Below are 20,307 nucleotides of genomic sequence, written 5' to 3' on the forward strand. Positions count from 1 at the left end.
GGTTACTCATGGGATATAAAGAAACTCGCTGCAGTTTAATATCGCTAGACACGCGCTGTGCAAATCGGCCTGCTCAGCCAGAGCTTCGAGGTCCGTTAATTCCTCGGCAGTCGGTTTTCGCCCCAATGCCAGATGAAAGGCATTTTCCACTGATTTCGCCCGCTGGGCAAATGCAGTGGCGTTTTCTTGGACGAAGTGACTATTGAGCAACCACAAGGGTTGCAACGCGGAAGTGGAGACGCGGCGATGAGAGCAAACGGTAATACCATCGGCCCCGTCGAAAAGTATCTGTTGGACCGGCAGGGCGCCACGTTTTTGATGTCTATACAGACTGCGTCGTTTGGATTGTCCAATATCGCTGGGACCACCCGTTTCAGCGTCCAGACAGCCCGACACGGCCAGGATGGAATCGCGAATCGCTTCCGCTTCTAACCGCCGCGGCAGCCACCGCAACAGCATGTTGTTGTCAGGATCGGTTTCAGAATTATGTGGTTGGAACTGTGAGGATTGACGATACGTTGCCGAATCGACGATCAACCGGTGGATGTGTTTGGTGCTCCAGCCGCTATCAATTAATTCGCTTGCTAAGAAGTCCAGCAATTCCGGATGCGTCGGTTTGCTTCCTTGTGTCCCGAAATCTGCGCTCGTCTCGACCAATCCACGACCGAAATGCCATTGCCAGAGACGATTCACCCAGACCCTGGCGGTTAACGGATTCGCGGGATCGGTCATCCACGCTGCCAACTGTGATCTGGGTTTCTCCGATCGGTCGGGCATGGGACCGAATAACGCCGGCCAGCCGGGTTGCACAACTGGGCCGCGTGACTGCACGTCCCCTCGTAACAAGATGGCCGTCTCCATAAGCGGCGAATCTCCGTCGATGCGCGGGAGCGGCCAGCGCATGTTGAGCGGTGCGACCAGTGCTGGACGCTCTGAGGCGGAGGGTGCGTAGAACCCCCATGTTTGGGGAAATTCGGAAAGGGTCTTCCGCAATTCCTGAAAACGGGTCTTTTCGCTCTTGCGCATTCCATTGATGACACTTGTGGGCGTGACATAGATCGGCTCAGGATGTCCCTGTTTGCGTCGAACATTCACGATGCGGTCGTGGACACGATCAAATATTTGCCAATACTCGTCGATCAACGAGCGGACCGTTTCATCTTCGGCGATGATGACGTTTTCAGGTTGACCTTGTGCAAAGAACGCTTGGAAACGGTAGTAATCCCGTATTGAAACTGGATCGAACTTGTGACTGTGACATTGTGCGCATTCCATGGTCAGTCCCAGGAACACTTGCGCTGTCGTATTGGCTACGTCGACTAAAATGTCGTTGCGTTGAATCGACTTGTCCAACTCATTGCCGCTGTAGCGTGCCGCCGCCAAAAAGCCCGTGGCGATCACGCTTTCGTCGGACACCGGTTCCAATTCGTCACCGGCAATTTGTTCGAGTAGAAAGCGGTCAAACGGTTTGTCATCATTAAACGCGTCGACCACCCAATCGCGATATCGCCAAGCATGCGGCCGATTGCGGTTGTGTTGATGTCCGTTGCTTTCCGCCCAGCGCACGATGTCCAACCAATGCCGCCCCCAACGGGCCCCATATGCGGGACTGGCGAGGTAATCATCCATTGTCTGTTTGTTGTCAGACGGTGGTAAACCCGTTAGATCGAGCGAAATACGACGCTCCAGGGTTTGCGCGTCCGCCTCCGGCGCTGGTGTTAGTCCGAGTTCTTCATGCCGACGGGCGATAAAACTGTCGACCGGCGTCCGGACCCATTGCTGGTTCTTAACGTCCGGCACGTTGGGCCGACGGATCTTTTGAAACGCCCAATGATCGGTCACTGGGGGCGGCGTAGGCAGCAGCTTTTCATCCCAATCCAAACCCTCGTCAATCCATGCCTTCAGAATCGCTTTTTCATCGGCATCGAGCGGTTCGTCGTCTGGCGGCATTTCTCCTTGTTCTACGACTTCAAACAGACGACTTTTCGCGGCGTTGCGGACTACAGTTTGGTTCAACACTTCATCAACCAAGTCGAGACGTACATCCGATTCAGGCTCGTCTCCAGAGTGACACTCGAAACAGCGGGATTTCAGCAATGGCAGTACATGGGTTTCAAAATTGACGGTCCGTTGAACGACCGCTGGTTGTGCCGGGACCGATTTCTTTTTCGGCGGAAGATTGAGAATCGATTCCCATGTTGCAGCGAGATCGACGTCCCACACTTCGATCTGATCGCCCGCTTCTGTTTTTGCGCCGGTCGAGAAACCAATCCAATTCACAGCCGTGATCGACTTTTGACTATTTGTTGATGCACTGGGTTTGAATTCTTCGTTGTCTTGAGGATCCACCCAGAGATCAAAGCGGTCAAATGGTTCATCGTCGCCGGAGGCCGATTTCCAAAGCCGCCCGACAATCAGAAATTCGCGATTGCCTTGCAGCGCAGGCCCGAATTTTTCACCCCCCGACGAATAGCGGACCATGAACCGGTTCTCGCCTTGAGAGACATGAAGCCCCAAGTTTGGCACGCCACCGCTATGTGTCGTCGTGTCACTCCCTTCCGCACTGTCCAACCACAACACGAAAAATTCACCGTTGCCCTCCTCCGGAGTGTCGATGGAGTCAGCGTCATATTGAATACGAAACCGGACGAATAATTCATCGCTCGCAAACGGGGCGCGTAACTTCCGCCGCAGCGGATTGTTCCTGCTTCCCGTGCCGCTAATTTCGTATCGAGCGACGGCAAAGCCATCACGCTTCCATTGGGAACCTTCCAGTAAACCATCGGCGGCGCATAAGGGGCGCTGAAATAGAATGAAAAATGTGATTACGATGAGCAATCGGAGTGTAACAAGCATATGCGATGTTCCATTGAGTGCGGCGATCAACGGTTTCTGGGGCAATCTTCCATTCTAACCGTGACATTGGGAGATTGCACGCACTCAGCCTGGATTGAGAGTCAGGCTGGATTCGAAAACAAGTTGGACTTCCCCACGAATACTGGGCGCTCAATCAAGAGCTTATACTACTTGGGAGAAGGATGAAAGATGTCGAAGCGGAAACAACATCCTACGAAGCAGGACTTTCGGAGGAGAAGCGGATGTTGCATGACGTTCAATAAAAGCGACGGCGTTCTTTGCCAACGAAAAGAACTGAGATTCGGCTTCATCGAAAGGCATCGAGAAGAATAGCCGATCACGGTCTGCGTGCTGCAGCCAGTCTACGAGGGGCGCGTTCTATGAGTTTTTGCACGAAGAAAACAGCACGTTCAGCATGAGCCGCCTGGGGAACTGGCCGGACAATGCGAGAAAAGAGAGTTTCTTCGCGACGCTGAAGAAGGAGCGGATGTATCGCGCGGTTTATGCGACGAGGTCAGCAGCGCGGGCGAGTGTGTTTGATGGCATTGAGCGATTTGCCAACCGGACGCGTCGTCATTCAGCGTTGGGTTCTATGAGTCCGGAGCAAAACGCGGCGGTGGCTTGATGCTTGCTCGAACCTCACCGTCAAAGGCCATGGTCCGGGCTGGCCTTCCCGCCAAGAAGTTTGGGACAGTTGCTCTGTTTTATCTAACCCAATAGATGCGCCAACTCGTGTTGGGGAAGTTCACGAGTCTGACTCGAGACCAGAGTCGTTCCGTGCGGTGGACTTTAGTGGCCGATCAGCGATTCCTGTGAGCTAACTGCGACCGTAGGGTAGCCCCAGGAATCGTCCTCAACAGACACGGGTCAATCGTTCCGTTCAATCCCAATGGCTACTCTTCAAGAGTGTCGCTATCGTTCCAACGGTTGCGTCGGTATCGCTCGCGCTGTGATCGCGGACGTTTGAGCTTAGTTAAAACCTTTCGCCTTGCGCGACGAGTTGCCTGAGCGACAGCGGCCCATGGACTCTCGTCTTTCGCCGTTGTCGCAATTTCGCCAATTCCGGGCATTCGCACGCTGACGCGACACTGTTTGTCGACGCCACCACGCAGTCCGTTTACGTCGGTTAAAGCAATGTCGACGCGAGCAATCCGATGAGAGAATCGTGAAAACATCCGCCGCAATCGTTCTGTAACGGAGTCACGGAAACCGTTGCGTTTGGATTTGGACGGGGCGGTGATTGTAATGTCCATGGAAATCTCCTCATGGTCGAAATACGTGAGCCAGTCCGAGAATGTTGCATGTCGGTCAAATGTGTCAGACGACAACTCCATCGCGTTCAGGCTGAAACACAAGTTCTTCGATCTTAAACTGGATTGCTCCACTGGGCACTTGCCATTCAACTCGGTCGCCGACGCGGTATCCAAGAATTGCGGTTCCAATTGGAGCCAGCACCGAGAGCTTGCCTTCCGCGATATTCGCATCGGCAGGAAAGACCAACGTGTAGGTTTCAATTTCTTTGCTGTGCAGCTGCCGCAACCGGATGGTTGAGTTCATCGTCACAATGTCTGGCGGGATTTCTTCCGGCAGCAGAATCCGTGCGCTGTCCAATTCGCCTTGTAGCGACTGAAGGTAGGGTTTGTCGCTGAAAGTGGCCGCGACACCGCTGAAGAAAAGATTCTTCAGCCGTTCGTGATCTCCTTTGCTTATAATAATTTGCCGTTTGGTCACCATCGTGAAAATCCTGCCTAGTATGTTGTAATCGGAATCCAAAGAAAGTTCGGATAAAATAGATAGATAATGTGAAACAGGATCAGTGGAGTCACAGCAAGGACTGCCATCCAAAACACGGCTTTCTCGCTGAACCTCATTTCCTCGTCGTCTGTGACTGGAGGCAGTGAGTAGCGTTGGATTAGTTCCCGTCGCTTCCGTCGTTCTTTGATCAGGTTGACAGACATGATTCCACCTCGTTGCTGGAGTTCATGTTTGTAGCTAATGCAATTAGCGGACCATTGAATCATCGAACGTCGGTTTTTCGCTTCGTAGCCTCGAAACGACAGGAAATCGCAGAGGAACCGACAGTTTAAGGCGATCTCTGATCCTGTTTCCGGCTATACGGAGGCCGGAAGTGTCAACTGTGGGTGACGGTCGGAATCATGAGTAGACACTGTATTGCGAGCGTCATCGCTGGGAATATGGGGCACAACAAGCGCCAGCGTCGAACCGACAACACCCAGCAGCAACCGGGTTTCAGGAAATAATGGATGTTTGTCCGCAAACGACTTCGTTGCCTGAATCACTAGTTGAGCAACATGATAGTTGCGAGAAGTCGCGGATAAGACGACGCAGTTGTCATCGGTTAGATCAACCGAGAGGTCGGATATTAACCCACGCGTGCTGTGCTGTATTGATTCACGAAAAGCATTGAGCAGCTCGTTGTGTTCGCTCCATTGCTCGAGAGACATAGATACCATCCTTGTAAAAGAAGCGGAGAATGAGGTTCCTCTCTCGCTTCATTGCAAAGACTGTACCGCCGGTCCAAGATTTATGGACGATACTCGGTGGCATCCAGTCCATGTCGAGCCAGCAGTTTGTGCATCCCCTGGCGTGACAGACCAGCTTGGCGAGCGGCTTGCGAGATATTCCCGCTATGTTTTTTGAGCAGTGCCGTCAGGTAACTTTGGTCGGCGTTGTCGAGCGCCTCTTCCCGCGATATTTCCGCCAGCATGGAAACAGCCTGCGGCGTGGATGTTTGGGGTTCACGCATCGGCTTGGGGAGGTCAGATAATTGAATCGATTCCCCACGCGACAATGCAACAGCGCGTTCGATCACGTTTCGTAATTCTCGAATATTACCCGGCCATTCGTAGCGGCGAAAGCAGTCAATCACTTCATCTGAGATACCGGTGATACGGGCATTGTCTCGTTGAAATTCTTTCAGGAAAGCGTCCGCCAGCAGGATCACGTCATCACCGCGATCACGCAGTGGCGGCAATTCCATGTGGATCACACCCAGTCGGTAAAACAGGTCCTGCCGAAACCGCCCGGCGTTGACTTCTTCCTGCAAATCACGATTGGTCGCGCAGATGTAACGCGTGTCGACGCGATGGAGTTCATTCTTGCCAACCGGCGTGAAAGCCTGTTCCTGCACGGCGCGCAACAGTTTGGCCTGTGACGACATCGGCAGTTCGCCGATTTCGTCGAAAAACGCCGTGCCGTGATGACTCCGACTCAGTAAACCGTCCTGGTCCATGATGGCACCTGTGAAGGAACCTTTGGCATGGCCGAACAAAACGGACTCGAAGAGTGACTCTGGAATCGCCGTACAGTCGATGACTTGGAAGTTGTGTTCGTGGCGACGACCGTGACTGTGAATCGCCTGAGCGATCACTTCCTTTCCAGTGCCACTCTCACCCGTAATCAGCACATTGGTATCGGTGAGAGCGACCCGGTCAATGACTTCCAGCAGTTCCAACATCGGCTCACTACGGCCGAGGATTTCAGGGAACTTCGAGGAGAGTGTTTCAAAGTCCAGCTGATCTGTCGTTGGTTCGGAATCAGATGGCGGCGGCTGGGTTAAGGCTCGTCTCACGCTTGCCAACAGGTCTTCGTACTTGACCGGTTTGAGCAAATAATCCGCAATCCCCAGCCGAACGGCTTCAATCGCGGTCGGCAACGAAGGGACACCGGTAATCACAATCAGCGGAATATCCGGCCACTGCGTACGACCTTGTCGCAACAGTTCGAGTTTTAGGTTCCCGGGCATGTTCAAATCGGACAGAATCAAATCGAACGGTTCGCTGCGAAGTTTCTCCAAAGCGGCATCACCATCCGGAACGCATTCGCATACGTAGCCCGCTTTGCGTAACAATTGTCCGGTCGTCCGCAGGTACAGCGGCTCGTCGTCGGCGATGAGGATTCGCTTAGCCATTTGTTGTTCATTCATGGGTAGAAATCCGGCGTGGCAGCATGATTTTAACGCAGGCGCCTTTTGCACGTTCGTTCTCGATGACGATTTTTCCTCCCATCGCTTCGGCTAGGCTTCTCGAGACAGACAGGCCAAGCCCCATACCCTGACGCGTTCCAGTTTTTGTGCTGAAAAACGGTTCAAACATGCGGGCAGCGACTTCGTTTGAGATGCCTTTGCCTTGATCCGACACTGCGATCGTGACGAGATCAGTCGAGGTCGTAACGTCAATCTGCACCACAGCAGACGACGGCGATGCCTGAATCGCATTGCGGATGACGTTCAACAGAATCTGCCGTAACTCGCTTTCCCGCAAAACGACTTCCGTCGCACCAAGTTCTTTGTCAGGAACACATCGATCGCTCTGCGATTTGACCTCCACGTTTGATTTCTCAGCCATCGGTTCTAGCAACACGACGACGCTTGCAATCACGCGGCAAAGGTCGAATTTGGCGGGCGACTGTTGGCTGGGCCGATAAAGCTGATACATCTGATGCGTGATTGAACTGATTCGTTCGATCTCACCATCAATCAATTCCAGCAGTTCATAGTTTTCGTCATCGGCGGAGAGATTGCTTTTGAACAGAGCGAACGCATTGCGAATTCCGGCCAGTGGATTATTGACTTCGTGAGCAACACCGGCCGCCATCTGACCGAGCGCAGCCAGCTTTTCCATTTTCAGTCGATGCTCTTCAAGTTGAGCGATCTTTGCCGTTCGTTCTTGAACGAGTTGCTCCAGATGTTGGTTGTAGAGCCGCAACTCTTCACGAAATTGCTGACGCTCAGTGATGTCTCGCACGCTTGCTCGGAAGCCAAGATGCTTTTGCGATTCGTCATACATCGGTTGCCACGACACGGCTGCCCACCGCATCGAACCGTCGCGATGGAGAAGTTGAAACTCGACATCGTTTCCACTGCCCCCATTTTTCGCGTCTTGAAGAACGTTAGCCACCTTTTCACGGTCTTCTTCAGCGACCAATGCGAGTGGATAGTCCGGCATCTTCAAACACTCATCGCGCCGATAGCCTGTCATCCGTTCGACAGCCGCATTCAGCCACAGCAGCCTGCCGTCTGGTGCATGCCAACTCTCCCAGTCGTACGTGTAGTCCGCGATGGCGCGAAACACGTAGCTATCGAGTTGACGATCGGTTGTCTGATCCTGTCGTTGCTCGTTGAACATCCTGTTCATTCTATGCATGCCCTCATTGGGACTGCAAGAAAATGGCTAGCAACAACATCAACAACAAAATCAGCATTCCGCCCAGCTGTTTGCGCGGAGTCATTTCATCGAAAGAAGTGTGATGTTCGTTGCTATCATGGTTATCAGAAAAAGTCGTCGACATGATTCGGCTCTCCAGATCAAAAGGTTCGGAACGTCCGTATTGACATGTCGAACGATGAGAGCAATCCCTGTGCCATTCAGGAATCGGGCGAATCTGTCGCAATCTGTTCAGTGAAGTAGCAACCGTGGTCGGCAGTGTCAATTCGTAGCGACACTACTGTCTGACCGATATGCGCAACTGATTGGGCTACATTTCTTCATTAGCATTGTCCACATCGGCTCCCGAATGCGCAAGGGGCGACTCATCAACGACCGTGCCTTTCCATTTGGGGATCCGCTGTTGATGCGCGGCTCGGCCAATCATGTGTGCAGCCACCGGAGCAGTTAGGAACAGGAAGCCGATAACCAGAATGGCGACGGTGGTGGTTTCCGTGTCATTAAATCGGATGGCAGTCGCAAGTATTGTGCACCCCACGCCCAACGTTGCACTTTTGGTGGCACCGTGCATGCGCGTGAACAGATCCGGCATGCGCACAATCGCAATTGATGCCAATAGGGCGAAAGCCGTCCCGGCGACGAGCAGTATGATCGTTACGATATCGCTCAATGGTCAGGCCCTCGTTGCAGGTACCAGCAAAAACCGATGGTCCCGATAAAACTAAACAATGCCGCCACCATGGCCACGCGCAGGAAAATCACGTCGCCCGTTTCGATTGCGCTGACCGCAATCATTCCCACCAGCAATGTGGCGGCAAGATCTAGAGCGACTACGCGATCGGGTAGCGTCGGTCCCAGCACAAGTCGCAGGAACGCAAACCCCAGTGCAATCACCAACACAATCAGCGAAACTTGTGCCGTCACATTCACCAATGTTGTCGCCGCGAGCATCGGCGTGGCTAGGGTCAAGTCCGTTGTCAAGAAATTCATCGTCATCGAATCAACTCCAGTAAACGCCGCTCGAATCCGTTCTTGATGCTATCGCGAACATTGTCGGGGCTGTCGACAAACATTGCATGCACGTACAGCGTACGACGGTCTTTCGACACGTCTAGGCTCAGTGTGCCGGGTGTCAAGGTGATCAGATTCGCCAGCAAGGTGATTTCCAGGTCGGTTTTCGCGTCGAGCGGCACAGCGACGATTCCTGGTCGCATATATAACCGTGGCGTGATGACGTCGTAAGCGACCCGCAGATTGGACAACAGCAGTTGCCAGAGGAAATAACCAAAAAAACGCAGACCGACCGGTAATCTTTGGAAGTAGCGAGACGGCCCCATAATCGGTTGTGAAAACCACAAGATGCCGTATCCCAGGGCAAAGCCAACAACAAGGCTTGATAAGGAGATTTGTCCGTTCGCCAGTCCCCAGACCAGCGCCAGAAAGATGTTGAAAAAGAAGTAATTCATCGCACTGCCCCTTCGCGGATTGATGCCAGAGGTCCATGCGACTCAAGGTTCTGTGCAGCGACGGAAGCAACGTTTGTTTCCGGAACGAGAAACCCCGTTTGGCTCTCCGTCAAATGAGAATCCGGCAATACGGCTTTGATGTAAATATCTGGATCGAGCAGTTGTTCGGCAGTGGCGAGGGAAGCAATCATCACCGGTCCCGCCATCACACCGATTCCCACGGTAATCGTCGCCAGAAGGAGTGTTGGTCCGAACAGGCTAACTTGCTCAGTCGTCGCGCGAGGGTTTCTAGACGCTTTCACCCCCGTTCCCTCAGGCGTCGGTTTCCAAAAGACTTCGGCCCAGATTTTCGTCATCGAAAACAGAGTCAGCAGACTCACCATCAATGCCGCCGCGACGATGGCGTAACGTTCCGCCTCCAGTCCGCCTTGGATCAAAGTCAGTTTCGCGAAGAAACCCGATAATGGCGGAACTCCGGCCAGGGACATCGCGGACACAAAGAACAATGTCGCCAGCACCGGCGCCGAGCGATACAGGCCCCCAACCTCCGCCAGACGGCCGGTACCAAAACGTCGTTCGACGATTCCACCAATCAGAAACAGATTCGTTTTCACAACGATGTGGTGAATGATGTAAAAGATGGAACCAGCTAAGGCCAGCGGCGTGAACAAGGCAAGTCCCATCAGCATGTAGCCGATCTGGCTGACGATATGAAACGACAGAATACGGCGAATCTCGGTCTGAGCCATCGCTCCGAGCACGCCGGTCACCATCGTGAGCCCAGCAATCACTAACAGCAAATTGTGGGTGAATTCCAAATCGGTCACAAACAGCAGTGTGAACGATCGGATGAGTGAATAAACGCCAACCTTTGTGAGTAGACCGGCGAAGATTGCAGACACGGCGACCGGCGGAGTGTGGTACGACGCCGGCAGCCAGAAAAACAGGGGGAACACGGCTGCTTTGGTCCCGAAGGCAATCAGAAACAACATTGCGAGAACAGACACAATGCCTTCGTCTGGAAAGCTTCTTAGCTTCAGAGCGAGGTCTGCCATATTCAGCGTTCCGGTGGCAGCATAAATCACCCCGATGGCCGCCAAAAACACTGCGGAAGAGACCAGATTTAATGTAACGTATTTGATGGCTCCTTCCAGTTGCCCACGTTCGCCGCCGAGCGTCAGCAGCACGAACGACGAAATCAGCATGACTTCAAACCACACATACAGATTGAATAGGTCTCCTGTCAAAAACGCTCCGCACACGCCCATGAGCAGCAACTGAATGAGTGGATGAAATCCAAAATCGATGCGGCGGTCGTCAATTGTTGCGATGGAATACACCGACACGGCAAACACCATTAACCCTGCGAGCATCACCATGATCGAACTCAAACGGTCTGCTACCAATGTGATTCCAAACGGAGGGGGCCAGTTTCCCACCTGCAACACAAGGATTCCGTCACGGTCAACCAACCACATGAGCGCAGCGGCGGACAGTAGCAGCAGCGCCGAACCGACGACGCCGATCACTTTCTGAGCGGCAACGGAATTCCACGCCAGCAGCAGCATCGCCATCGTAGCTAGCGGCAGAGCGATCGGAAGTATAATGGCAACCTGAGCAATCATGTGTCGGTCGCCTTGAGTTGGTCCAAATCTTCCGTCCCCAAGGATTGGTACGTGCGGTAGATCAGAACGAGAGCAAACGCCAACACAGCGAAACTAATCACAATGGCTGTCAGGATGAGTGCTTGAGGTAACGGATCGGCGACGGTTGTCAGCGGTTGGGATTCACCGGCTGGCACAACGGGAACACGGCCGCGCACGATTCCACCTGCGGTAAACAGGAGTAGGTTGGCGGCGTGGCTTAGTAGGCCAAGTCCAATCAGCAGCTTGACGACGCTGCGCCGCAACATCATGTAGATGCCTGCTGCATACAATCCGCCGACAGTGATGGCTAAAACAATGTCCATGGCGCTTATTCTTATTCTTCGAGTAGTGAAAAGACAAAGACGAGTGTGACTCCTGTCACGACGCAGAAAACACCGAGATCAAATAGCAATGGCGTCCCAAGATGTAGTTCTCCCAATCCGGTGATCGTTGTTGATGTCCACAGCCCGGTGAGAAAAGGTCGGCCCAAGAATAACGGGACCAATCCACTGCTCAGCGACATCAGCAGCCCTGAACCAATAAGAACCCGCGGCGATACGCGTACCACTTGCCGAGCTGCCGCTGCATTGTATGTCATCGCGTACAACGCCATTGCACCGCTGGCCACCAAGCCACCAACAAAACCACCTCCCGGTTCGTTGTGCCCACGGAGAAACAGAAACACCGACGAGAGCAGCAGCAATGGCAATAGGAAGCGAATCGCTGTCTTTAGAATTACGGAATCCATGGTCATGCTCCCTCCTGTTTGGGAGTCAGACTCGAATCCGTCGCGACATCGTTAGTTTTCTCCGCACGGTCAATACGTTTGGGCGGTCGCAGCATCAGCAGCGAATAGACGCCAATCGCCGCGATCGATAGCACAGTGATCTCGCCCAATGTGTCCAACGCACGAAAATCCACCAGGATCACATTCACCACATTGCGCCCGTGAGCCTCTGGAACGCTTTGAGCGGCATAGTAGTCGGATATCGGATGATCCGACCGAACGGTCATGGCAAACAGCAACAACACCGTGATCGTACCACCTGCGACTATGGCAATCAGAGCATCTCGACCACGTGTGCGAACGGTCGAGAGACGACGGAAGTCCGGCAGACGCGAAAACGCCATCACGAACAGCAGCACGGTTAGCGTTTCGATCACGAATTGTGTCATCGCCAAATCCGGGGCGCCAAACAACACAAAAATGCCCGCGACGGAGTAGCCTACAATCCCGAGAGCCCCCACCGCCAGCAGCCATGTGTTCGCTCGAACGGCCACAACTGCCGCCATTAGAATCAAACCCACCAACATGACTTCATGGAGACGAAAGTCGAGTGGCATCGGTTTCAGGTGCCCTCGCAATTCGTCTCCCAGCGCCATCCATACACTGATTACTGTGAGCCCCACCATCGTGAGCAAATAGAATCGCAAGTATCCGTTTTGCAGGAGCGCAGTCTGCCGACGTGCCAACTGATTGACCGCTTTCAGCAGCCAGCCATACACCCACGATGGTCCATACTGCATGAAACGGTTGAGCACCGTGAAGACGCTTTCCAACCGCTGCCGCTGCCAGTACAGGGTGAATCCGCCTGCCAGCGTCAACAGTGACAACAACAACGTCACGTTCACCCCATGCCACAATGCCAAATCGACAGACACGATTCGTCCCGCGACAGCACGACTTCCAGCGGCTATCAATTCGCTGATGCGTGTTGGCATCAACCCCATATACAAACCCGTGATGCCAAGTGCTATCGGGGGCCCCCACAACGCCGGCCCCCCCTCATGTGCCTGTTTCGTGACCTCGGTTCGGCTTCCAAAAAACGGTTTGACACAAACCATTCCCACTGCGACGACCAAACCAATGTTCGACAACACCGACGCGATCAGAAAAGGGGCGTCCGCCGGGTGCTCGATCGCTTCATACCACGTCTCCTTCGCGATAAAGCCAAATGTAGGTAAGATCCCCGCCATCGAAATACCGGCCAGACAGGCCGCCAGAAACGTCCCAAGCATCGCTGAACGCAGTCCACCCAGGCCACGAATATCGCGCTGATGCACCGCATGGTCGACATTCCCGGCCACCATGAACAATCCGCATTTGTAGAATGCATGAGCCACCAGCACTGCCAAAGCAGCGGTCAGGGTCGCTTCTGTTCCAATGCCCAGCAGCATGGTCAAGGTGCCGAGTACACTGATTGTGGCATAGGCCAGAATCTGTTTCAGGTCCGTCGCCCGCAATGCCAGCACTGCGCCCATGGTCATCGTGATTGCACCCACCGGAGCGATCATCCAAAACCATTCCGCCGTTCCGCCCAGAAGCGGATGCAGCCGTGCAATCAAATAGACGCCCGCCTTGACCATCGTCGCCGAATGCAAATACGCACTGACCGGGGTGGGAGCCGCCATGGCATTGGGCAGCCAGAAGTGAAATGGAAACTGAGCCGACTTCGTGAACGCTCCGATCAGAATGAGAAGCAGCATCGGCACATAAGTCGAATGCTGACGAATGGCTTCTGCATTGTTCAGCAGTGTCGACAATTCGAACGAGCCACCCGCCGCTCCCAGCAGAAGCAAACCCGGCAACAGTACCAATCCGCCACCCCCCGTCACCAGCAACGCCTGCAATGCAGACACGCGGGATTGGGGGAGATCACTGTTGAAACCGATCAACAAGTACGAAGTGATGCTGGTCAATTCCCAAAAGATAAACAGCGTCAAAAGGTTATCCGCCAGCACAAGCCCCAGCATCGACGCCATAAACATCAACAGGAACATCCACAACCGTCCCAGTCGATTGTCGCCCTTTAGGTATCCGCCAGCGTACACTAGAACCAGAGCCCCAATGCCAGTGACCAGCAACCCAAATAGCAGACTGAGGCCGTCCAACCGCAACGAAATCGCCAGTTTCAATGCTGGCACCCAATTGACAGAAACCGACACATCCCGCTGCTGCATCACCAGCGGCCACTGCTTCAGGAGGAACACGAACACTCCTGCCGGAACCATCGCAAGACCCCACCCTCCGCGCGAACCAACAATGCGGTTCACACCCGGAGCGAGCGCAGCAGCGATTAAAATGGCCCACAACCAGAGAAACATCAACACTCCTGATAAAATCTTCAGGGACGGACTTCATAGTGTCTGTAAACGAAACGAAAAAAGCAATTCCCATGCCACTGGCCGCTACGAGACGTCCTGGCGACTCGAAAAACTGAACCGTCCAGTGAGAGCGGCAGTGCTATCACTGACGTGGTACACGACTTTGCTCGCGTTGAAATGTTAGAGAAACAGCTGACGAAAACAAACGCGTGGTACAGTCTGCATCAACACGATTGCGGCGAGGTCGCTTGGGTTCTGGTCACTCCTCTTGGTGACGAAACAATTGTTTTGGGATTGTACCGTTTAAAGTTTGGCATGACGATTGCATTTACGGCGGAACCGGTGTGAGTGATCGCGGGGCAATCGGCATGACATGCGATGTTTTCCGTTGAGTCACGAGCAGTCGAACTGATCTTCCCCACCCCTACCGTGTCAACAAAGACATGGAGATCATTGATGGCCAAGCGTCAACCAGAGATACGAATTGCGCGAGCGTACAATCCGCCGCCGGCGGATGATTGTTATCGAGTCCTCGTGGATCGCCTATGGCCGCGCGGGATTAAAAAAGAGAATTTGAATCTCGACCGCTGGATGAAGGACCTGGCCCCGAGCACCGACTTGCGTCGTTGGTTCAATCACGATCCACAGCGTTGGGATCAGTTCCGCAAACGGTATTTCAAAGAACTTGACGCACTGTCGGACAGCGTGTCCGAGATGTTAAATACGGCAGGAGAGCGTCCGATCCTGTTTCTCTACGGCGCTCGCGACGAACAACATAACCAAGCGATTGTGCTTAAAGAGTGGATCGAGAAACATGCGGAGGCGCTGAAATAAAACGAGATCAGGAATTGCGGCCATGTCATAAAAAATGAGAATTGCGACCTATTCGCCCGTTGAAAAACAAAAAACGTACGAGAGTTGGGGGGGGCTGGGGCTGCTATGTCCCCATCGAAGGGTCACGCAAAGCATAGGTGCCTTATTCGCAGCATCGTGACACAAGAACGCCCAAAGCATAGGCCGCAAGCAAAACAAAGATCATAGTGAACCATTCACACATCCTTTTGGCGTTGTCTTGAGAATATCGATTGCTCATTGAGGACTCCTTTTATGAACCTTTCATCCGACGGTCGCACCATCAACTTGAAGACAGCAAAATCTATGCCGTCACATGCCATGCAAGGAACGCGACTCGTTCAGGCCTACGGGATGAGATTGGACTGATGGATACGTGCGGTTGACAGCGATGGCCTGCCGTGCCTGCCCTGTCAACCCTGGGTGACAGTGTCGCGATCCATGGACAGATTTGTTCAGAGCAACGCGTAAAGTGTTCTCGGCCCAAACGAGTTATCATCCATGTTGCTCTGTTTATTTGTGTTTGAGGGCATCACCCCATCGCCCCGGCTTGGACTCGGTGGGTATCCTCAGTGGCACGAGTTTGACGATCGAAAAAACCTCTCGAAATGGGTAAGTATGCTCGGGTCTGCCCGCAGTTGCGACCTATTTCTGCCAGTGAAGCCGACGCGTCACGTCGCTTGGTTGAACGGCATTTTACATTTGATGGTCGAGACGATTGGTTCGACCACACGTTTGCAAAGCGAGACTCGCGAATCATTCATGACTCACCCATGGCTCGAATTGCCATTCGTGGAGAGAGCGTTTGACAGACAGCTCAGGCGTGTTGATCATGAGAACCGTTAACAGTATGCCATGCGTCCCCGAACGTCGGAACTTGGCGGATGTTCTCGGCGTCGTCCTGGGAGAGCGGTTTTGTTGATAACAAACGACCTTGGTTTACAGCATTTCCCGCCCAGAAGTTCTGTTTGAACTATGTCGTCTCGCTATGTGATTCTTGAATTATTCTGCTCGGATACAAACCATGATCAAGCGGGGAATGGCAGTGGTTGTCGTTGTCGCAATCTTGATTGGTGGGCTGATCTACAGTCAGCAGCGGCCCGAATTGCTGAAGGTATCGGGGTTTATCGAAGCGGATGATATTCGAGTCGGCTCGCGTATCGGCGGCGGGCGAGTCACTGCCCGTTGTTCCCGCCCGCGATGAATGGGGGAAGGCTGCGTTGGCGATCGAGATGCGAGCCCGACTGCTCTACAACCCTAATCTAGAAAGTTCGCACTTCTTTGTCCCCGGACTGGTCGGCATCATTTTGCAATTTGTCACCCTTTTCTGACCTCCTTCGCCATCGCACGCTACCACAAACAACTCGGATGATATGCTGTCATCGAGCAGGTCAAGCATAATGACACCGTGCGGTCCACTTTGCGAAGTGCCATTCACGACTCGTACGACTGGGGTTTAGAGTGCCGAACGCAGTCCAGAAGAACGCGTCAAACGGTCACAACTGGCGAGCTCGTTGCGTCGCAAGCACTTAATGCTTGTTAATCTCATCGGGTGAAATCAGCAGGTCACCATTACGATCAAGTCGCTGAAATGCCGGCTCGTCTCCGATGAATTCGCGGCTTGAGATGTCCCCATCTCGATTTCGGTCCATCGCAAGAAACCATTCCGGGGCATCGTACTTAACGGCCGCAAGCAGTTTTTGCGGTCGTCCCCGGCTGAAGATCATGCGGATTTGCCGGGGAACATCTGCGTGGGCAAAAGTGTCTGGAGGATACCGGTGGATTTCCTGCACGTTCTTCGCGGAGGATGCGATTTCACGTAGCGAAAGACGCCCATCAGCGTTGGTGTCGAGAATCTCAAACAAGCCCCGACGAAAGTCCAAAACGGTGACGAGAACCTGTCCAGCGGCCAATTTTTCTTGCAGCACAATCCATCGATCCAGTTCCTCAATTGTCAGTTGGCCATCGCGATTATGATCTGCAGCTGCAACGAGTGCCCGTAGGTCGGCCTGGTTTTTGCGTTCTGTTTCGGCTGCGTTTAAGCAGGAGTCGTGATTTGCATCTGCAGATTGAAACCGCGTCCGCAATTTTTGCGCGGCTGCTTCCAGATGTTCGCCGAGTTTTCCCTCGTCGCTACGTAGGAGGACACGCACCCGGTCTGCATCGATTCTCATGGTCGTCGATGTAAATGACTTGGAAAAATTGACCTTCATGGTCTGCGCATGGACTTGGACCTCATCTTTTTCCAGTTGGTCCGCCTGAAAACTGTGATCAACATCCATTGATTGAGGAAGGAACCGCAGGGGTAATTCCCGGATGACGGTGTGTTGATCGGCCCTCGATTTTGTTACGAGCCATCGATAGGCCCCACTTGTGCCGGGATAGTTCAAGCGGGGAAGAATCTCTTCAGGCGTAATCGTCTCGTCAGCGTTTACGTCAAGTGCGGAAAGTACAGTCGGCGCATTCTTCCATTCCGTGGTGCTGATCCTCCGATTGTTGTCATGGTCCAATATTTTGAGGATCGCCGACGTCAACGCAGTTGACGAGGGAGCAAGTCCCGCACTGATGGTCACTCCGCCGACGCCGCGCTTTCGATACCAGTCTGTCATTTCGATCTGTGTGATGCTTCCATCACTATTGGTATCTAGGTCCATCGGGGAATGGTAGCCGTGACCAAACTGCGAGATCGGATTCCATAACGTCTGCCTCAAGTTAAATGGCGAGGGGAGCCGCATTGCTTCTTTGAAGGTGAGTTCCCCGTTTTGGTCGTTGTCGTAGTAGGCAAACAACTCGGCAAAGGCGTCGTCCCAGATTGTGGAGAGCGGTTTGCCGTTAATTTCCACCGGAATGGCAATCCGCTCGATTGTTCCCCTGTCCCCGACCAACAGAAAGTCCACGTCAGCTGCGCGTGAATCGCTGGAAACTGCATCACCACCAATTGTTGCGATTGCGAGGAATATGCTGTAGCGAAACATTACAGTAGCTCCGTGATGACTTTGGCATCGGGATCGGCGATGCGGATCGGGCGGCTGACATTGGAGAGATTCTGCTTACGCGGGTCGATGTCGACAATTTTGCAGACCGTGGCGATCAGATCCGGCACCGTTAGCGGGTGGTCGACCACTTGGGTTCCGTCTTGGCTGGTGCGACCAATGGCTTGTCCGCCTCGAATACCGCCTCCGGCCAAAACCGCCGACCAAGTGTTTGGCCAATGGTCGCGTCCGCTGTTGCCGTTAATGCGTGGCGTGCGGCCAAACTCTCCTTGGCAGACGATGAGCGTGGATTCGAGCAAGCCACGGTCTTTGAGGTCGCCCAACAAGGTGGCGAAGCCAATGTCTAGCTGCTCCGATAGTCCTTTCACTTGCTCGAAGTTATTGCGATGGGTGTCCCAACCGCCGATGGCGAGTTCGACGAAGGGCACACCACGTTCCACCAGGCGGCGGGCGAGCAAACACCCTTGACCGAATGTCCCCCGTCCATACCGGTCACGTAGTTTGTCCGATTCGTCATCAAGATCGAAAGCAGACGCGGCCTGTGGACGCATCAGGCGTACGGCGCGATCCGTAGCCGACAGCAGTGAATCGACAACTAGGCTGTTCCGATTGTGGGCAAATCCTGTCTCCAGTCCTTCAAGAAGTTGGAGCCGCGTTTTCTGTGTCGCGGGTGACACACCTTCAATTCCCGATAGGTTGGGCACAGTGAGGTCTCCATTTTGACCTTCTCCACCGATGTTCAGTGGTGAGAATTCCGGGCCAAGAAATCCGCAGCCGACTTCGCTCAATTGCAAACTGGGAGCGATACTAACGAAACGCGGCAGGTCGGCCGAACGATCATCTCGCTCGTGTGCCATGATGGCACCGAATGCAGGAAAACGGATGGCTCCCTGGGGCCGGTAACCGGTGCGGAGCAGATGTGTGGCGCGCCGATGGTCTCCTTCACGGCTCGTCAAAGAGCGAATGATGGCCATCTCCTGCATCTGCCGGGCGAGTTGTGGCAGGTGTTCGGAAATTTGCATCCCTTCCACCGCTGTATCGATTGGCTTAAACGGCCCGCCATTTTTATGGCCTGGCTTGAGATCCCACAGATCAATGGTGGCCGGACCACCGGTGAGCCAGAGCATGATGACCGACTTTCCCGTTGGTCTGTCATGGGCTGTATCATCTGCCAATGCTTCCAACCAGCCGATACCACATGCTGCACCAAACGTACTGAACCGCAGCCAGTTGCGGCGACTGAGTGCGAGATGTTCCTCAAACATAGACTGCCTCCATTTTAATAGTCGTACGAGGAGATAACCTCACCATTGGCTCGCGTAAAGATAGCCAGCAGAACGAATAAATCGAGTTGTTCGGATAAAAAGCGAACTTGCCCGTCAGCAAACAGGAACTGCGCTCCCCCATTGTGAAAACTGTAAACCGCATCATCGTTCGTGCAGTTGATCGTACAGGGGCCGGGCCAGTTGCGGCCATCGGGCTGATGACCGTGGGCCTGGAAGTAGGGCGCACCATCCGCCCAGGCTCCAAAACCGCGATTGCCATACATGGGATGTGGTTGTTTATCACGGAAGACATACAGCGAAGGCACGCCGGCTGCTTCGGCGATCAGCAGCGTGTTCGATAAACCGTCGGTAACGTCGCTCGGTCTACACCATTCCTCTCGACTGAACATCCCTTTGACATTCGTCGATTCCGGCAACCATCCACGAGAGACGACTGCAGGGGACACACGGTTGCAGGCGAGATAGTCGAGCACAGCGCCGGTATAGGGCGCCTCGCAACGCTCAATTGTGCCTTGCGACACCCGTTTGCCACCGGCTGCAGGACATTCGAAGACCGGAATGTGGGTTTGAATGGCCTGAGCATTAGCGGAATCACACCAATGAACGGAGAAGTCGTATTGCGGGTGAATGGCCTCTCCCCCCGGCAGGTAAGGGAGAATAAACGACGTCCAACCGTGCGACTTTGGCACGCGCATATAGGCTGCCGGAAACTGTCCGGAATGACTGACATAGCTTTGTACTGCCACACCGATCTGCCGCAGATTATCTGCACATTTTTTCTGGCGGGCGATTTCACGCGTCTGCTCGACCGCCGGGCCCAGCAAGGCAACAACAAGGCCCACTATGCTGATGACTACGAGCAGTTCTACGATCGTGAATCCCTTGCGACGCGTGTAACGTTTTCGGCTGCTGAACAT

The 20,307-nt window shown here is 53.8% G+C and carries 19 protein-coding genes and 1 pseudogene; 3 read left to right on the forward strand and 17 right to left on the reverse strand.

All coding sequences use genetic code 11. From position 1 onward, the window contains the following. Positions 1-6: 6 nt before the first annotated feature. Entirely contained in the window at positions 7-2,856 is a 2,850-nt protein-coding gene (locus Mal52_RS15040) for a PSD1 and planctomycete cytochrome C domain-containing protein (RefSeq protein WP_145377013.1), read from the reverse strand. A 406-nt stretch (positions 2,857-3,262) separates the two neighbouring features. Here Mal52_RS15040 and Mal52_RS15045 point away from each other — a divergent pair. Next, positions 3,263-3,481, forward strand: a pseudogene (locus Mal52_RS15045) (IS3 family transposase); the annotation flags it as partial. Between the two features lie 268 nt (positions 3,482-3,749). Here Mal52_RS15045 and Mal52_RS29825 read toward each other — a convergent pair. The 13 genes from Mal52_RS29825 to Mal52_RS15105 all read right to left on the reverse strand — a co-directional run bounded on the left by Mal52_RS29825 (position 3,750) and on the right by Mal52_RS15105 (position 14,259). Next, positions 3,750-4,109, reverse strand: coding sequence for a hypothetical protein (locus Mal52_RS29825; protein ID WP_197534207.1), 360 nt, complete (start codon positions 4,107-4,109; stop codon positions 3,750-3,752). 64 nt (positions 4,110-4,173) lie between these two features. Next, positions 4,174-4,701: a nucleoside diphosphate kinase regulator gene (gene rnk, locus Mal52_RS15055; protein WP_231962362.1), complete on the reverse strand. Its 528-nt coding sequence runs from the start codon at positions 4,699-4,701 to the stop codon at positions 4,174-4,176. 266 nt (positions 4,702-4,967) lie between these two features. After that, positions 4,968-5,321 carry a hypothetical protein gene (locus tag Mal52_RS15060; protein ID WP_145377015.1) on the reverse strand — a complete coding sequence of 118 codons (354 nt, stop codon included), beginning with the start codon at positions 5,319-5,321 and terminating at the stop codon, positions 4,968-4,970. An 80-nt stretch (positions 5,322-5,401) separates the two neighbouring features. Further along, complete coding sequence (locus tag Mal52_RS15065; protein WP_145377016.1) at positions 5,402-6,802, reverse strand: sigma-54-dependent transcriptional regulator; 1,401 nt, start codon at positions 6,800-6,802, stop codon at positions 5,402-5,404. Further along, positions 6,795-8,012, reverse strand: a complete 1,218-nt coding sequence (locus tag Mal52_RS15070; RefSeq protein ID WP_231962363.1) for a two-component system sensor histidine kinase NtrB — start codon at positions 8,010-8,012, stop codon at positions 6,795-6,797. The genes Mal52_RS15065 and Mal52_RS15070 overlap by 8 nt, the downstream gene beginning before the upstream one ends. 13 nt (positions 8,013-8,025) lie before the next feature. Further along, positions 8,026-8,166 (reverse strand): hypothetical protein, encoded by a 141-nt coding sequence (locus Mal52_RS29830; protein ID WP_197533978.1) that lies wholly within the window; start codon positions 8,164-8,166, stop codon positions 8,026-8,028. Between the two features lie 186 nt (positions 8,167-8,352). Then, complete coding sequence (gene mnhG, locus Mal52_RS15075; RefSeq protein ID WP_145377017.1) at positions 8,353-8,712, reverse strand: monovalent cation/H(+) antiporter subunit G; 360 nt, start codon at positions 8,710-8,712, stop codon at positions 8,353-8,355. Then, positions 8,709-8,975 (reverse strand): MrpF/PhaF family protein, encoded by a 267-nt coding sequence (locus tag Mal52_RS15080; protein WP_420824956.1) that lies wholly within the window; start codon positions 8,973-8,975, stop codon positions 8,709-8,711. Before Mal52_RS15080 ends, mnhG begins: the two co-directional genes overlap by 4 nt. 59 nt (positions 8,976-9,034) lie before the next feature. Continuing rightward, positions 9,035-9,508, reverse strand: a complete 474-nt coding sequence (locus tag Mal52_RS15085; RefSeq protein ID WP_145377018.1) for a Na+/H+ antiporter subunit E — start codon at positions 9,506-9,508, stop codon at positions 9,035-9,037. After that, positions 9,505-11,133, reverse strand: coding sequence for a Na+/H+ antiporter subunit D (locus tag Mal52_RS15090; RefSeq protein ID WP_145377019.1), 1,629 nt, complete (start codon positions 11,131-11,133; stop codon positions 9,505-9,507). The genes Mal52_RS15085 and Mal52_RS15090 overlap by 4 nt, the downstream gene beginning before the upstream one ends. Further along, on the reverse strand, positions 11,130-11,477 hold the full coding sequence (locus Mal52_RS15095) for a Na+/H+ antiporter subunit C (RefSeq protein WP_145377020.1): 348 nt from the start codon (positions 11,475-11,477) through the stop codon (positions 11,130-11,132). Before Mal52_RS15095 ends, Mal52_RS15090 begins: the two co-directional genes overlap by 4 nt. Positions 11,478-11,488: 11 nt before the next feature. After that, a complete protein-coding gene (locus Mal52_RS15100) occupies positions 11,489-11,902 on the reverse strand; it encodes a Na+/H+ antiporter subunit B (RefSeq protein ID WP_145377021.1) in 414 nt (137 codons plus the stop codon). Between the two features lie 2 nt (positions 11,903-11,904). Then, the gene (locus tag Mal52_RS15105) at positions 11,905-14,259 is read right to left on the reverse strand and encodes a putative monovalent cation/H+ antiporter subunit A (protein ID WP_145377022.1); all 2,355 of its coding nucleotides are present in this window, start codon (positions 14,257-14,259) and stop codon (positions 11,905-11,907) included. Positions 14,260-14,715: 456 nt separating this feature from the next. Between Mal52_RS15105 and Mal52_RS15110 the strand changes: the two genes are divergently transcribed. Both Mal52_RS15110 and Mal52_RS29835 read left to right on the forward strand, forming a co-directional pair. Further along, positions 14,716-15,093 (forward strand): DUF488 domain-containing protein, encoded by a 378-nt coding sequence (locus Mal52_RS15110; RefSeq protein WP_145377023.1) that lies wholly within the window; start codon positions 14,716-14,718, stop codon positions 15,091-15,093. A gap of 1,042 nt (positions 15,094-16,135) precedes the next feature. Continuing rightward, positions 16,136-16,315, forward strand: a complete 180-nt coding sequence (locus tag Mal52_RS29835) for a hypothetical protein (protein WP_197534209.1) — start codon at positions 16,136-16,138, stop codon at positions 16,313-16,315. A gap of 325 nt (positions 16,316-16,640) precedes the next feature. Here Mal52_RS29835 and Mal52_RS15115 read toward each other — a convergent pair whose 3' ends face one another. From Mal52_RS15115 to Mal52_RS15125, 3 genes are read right to left on the reverse strand one after another with little or no spacing between them, the layout of a single operon-like run. Continuing rightward, positions 16,641-18,086, reverse strand: coding sequence for an EF-hand domain-containing protein (locus Mal52_RS15115; RefSeq protein ID WP_145377024.1), 1,446 nt, complete (start codon positions 18,084-18,086; stop codon positions 16,641-16,643). After that, on the reverse strand, positions 18,086-19,369 hold the full coding sequence (locus Mal52_RS15120; RefSeq protein WP_145377025.1) for a DUF1501 domain-containing protein: 1,284 nt from the start codon (positions 19,367-19,369) through the stop codon (positions 18,086-18,088). The genes Mal52_RS15115 and Mal52_RS15120 overlap by 1 nt, the downstream gene beginning before the upstream one ends. A 14-nt stretch (positions 19,370-19,383) precedes the next feature. Then, positions 19,384-20,307 carry a DUF1559 domain-containing protein gene (locus Mal52_RS15125; RefSeq protein WP_145377026.1) on the reverse strand — a complete coding sequence of 308 codons (924 nt, stop codon included), beginning with the start codon at positions 20,305-20,307 and terminating at the stop codon, positions 19,384-19,386.

This window comes from Symmachiella dynata, from assembly GCF_007747995.1.
GTDB classification, from domain to species: domain Bacteria; phylum Planctomycetota; class Planctomycetia; order Planctomycetales; family Planctomycetaceae; genus Symmachiella; species Symmachiella dynata.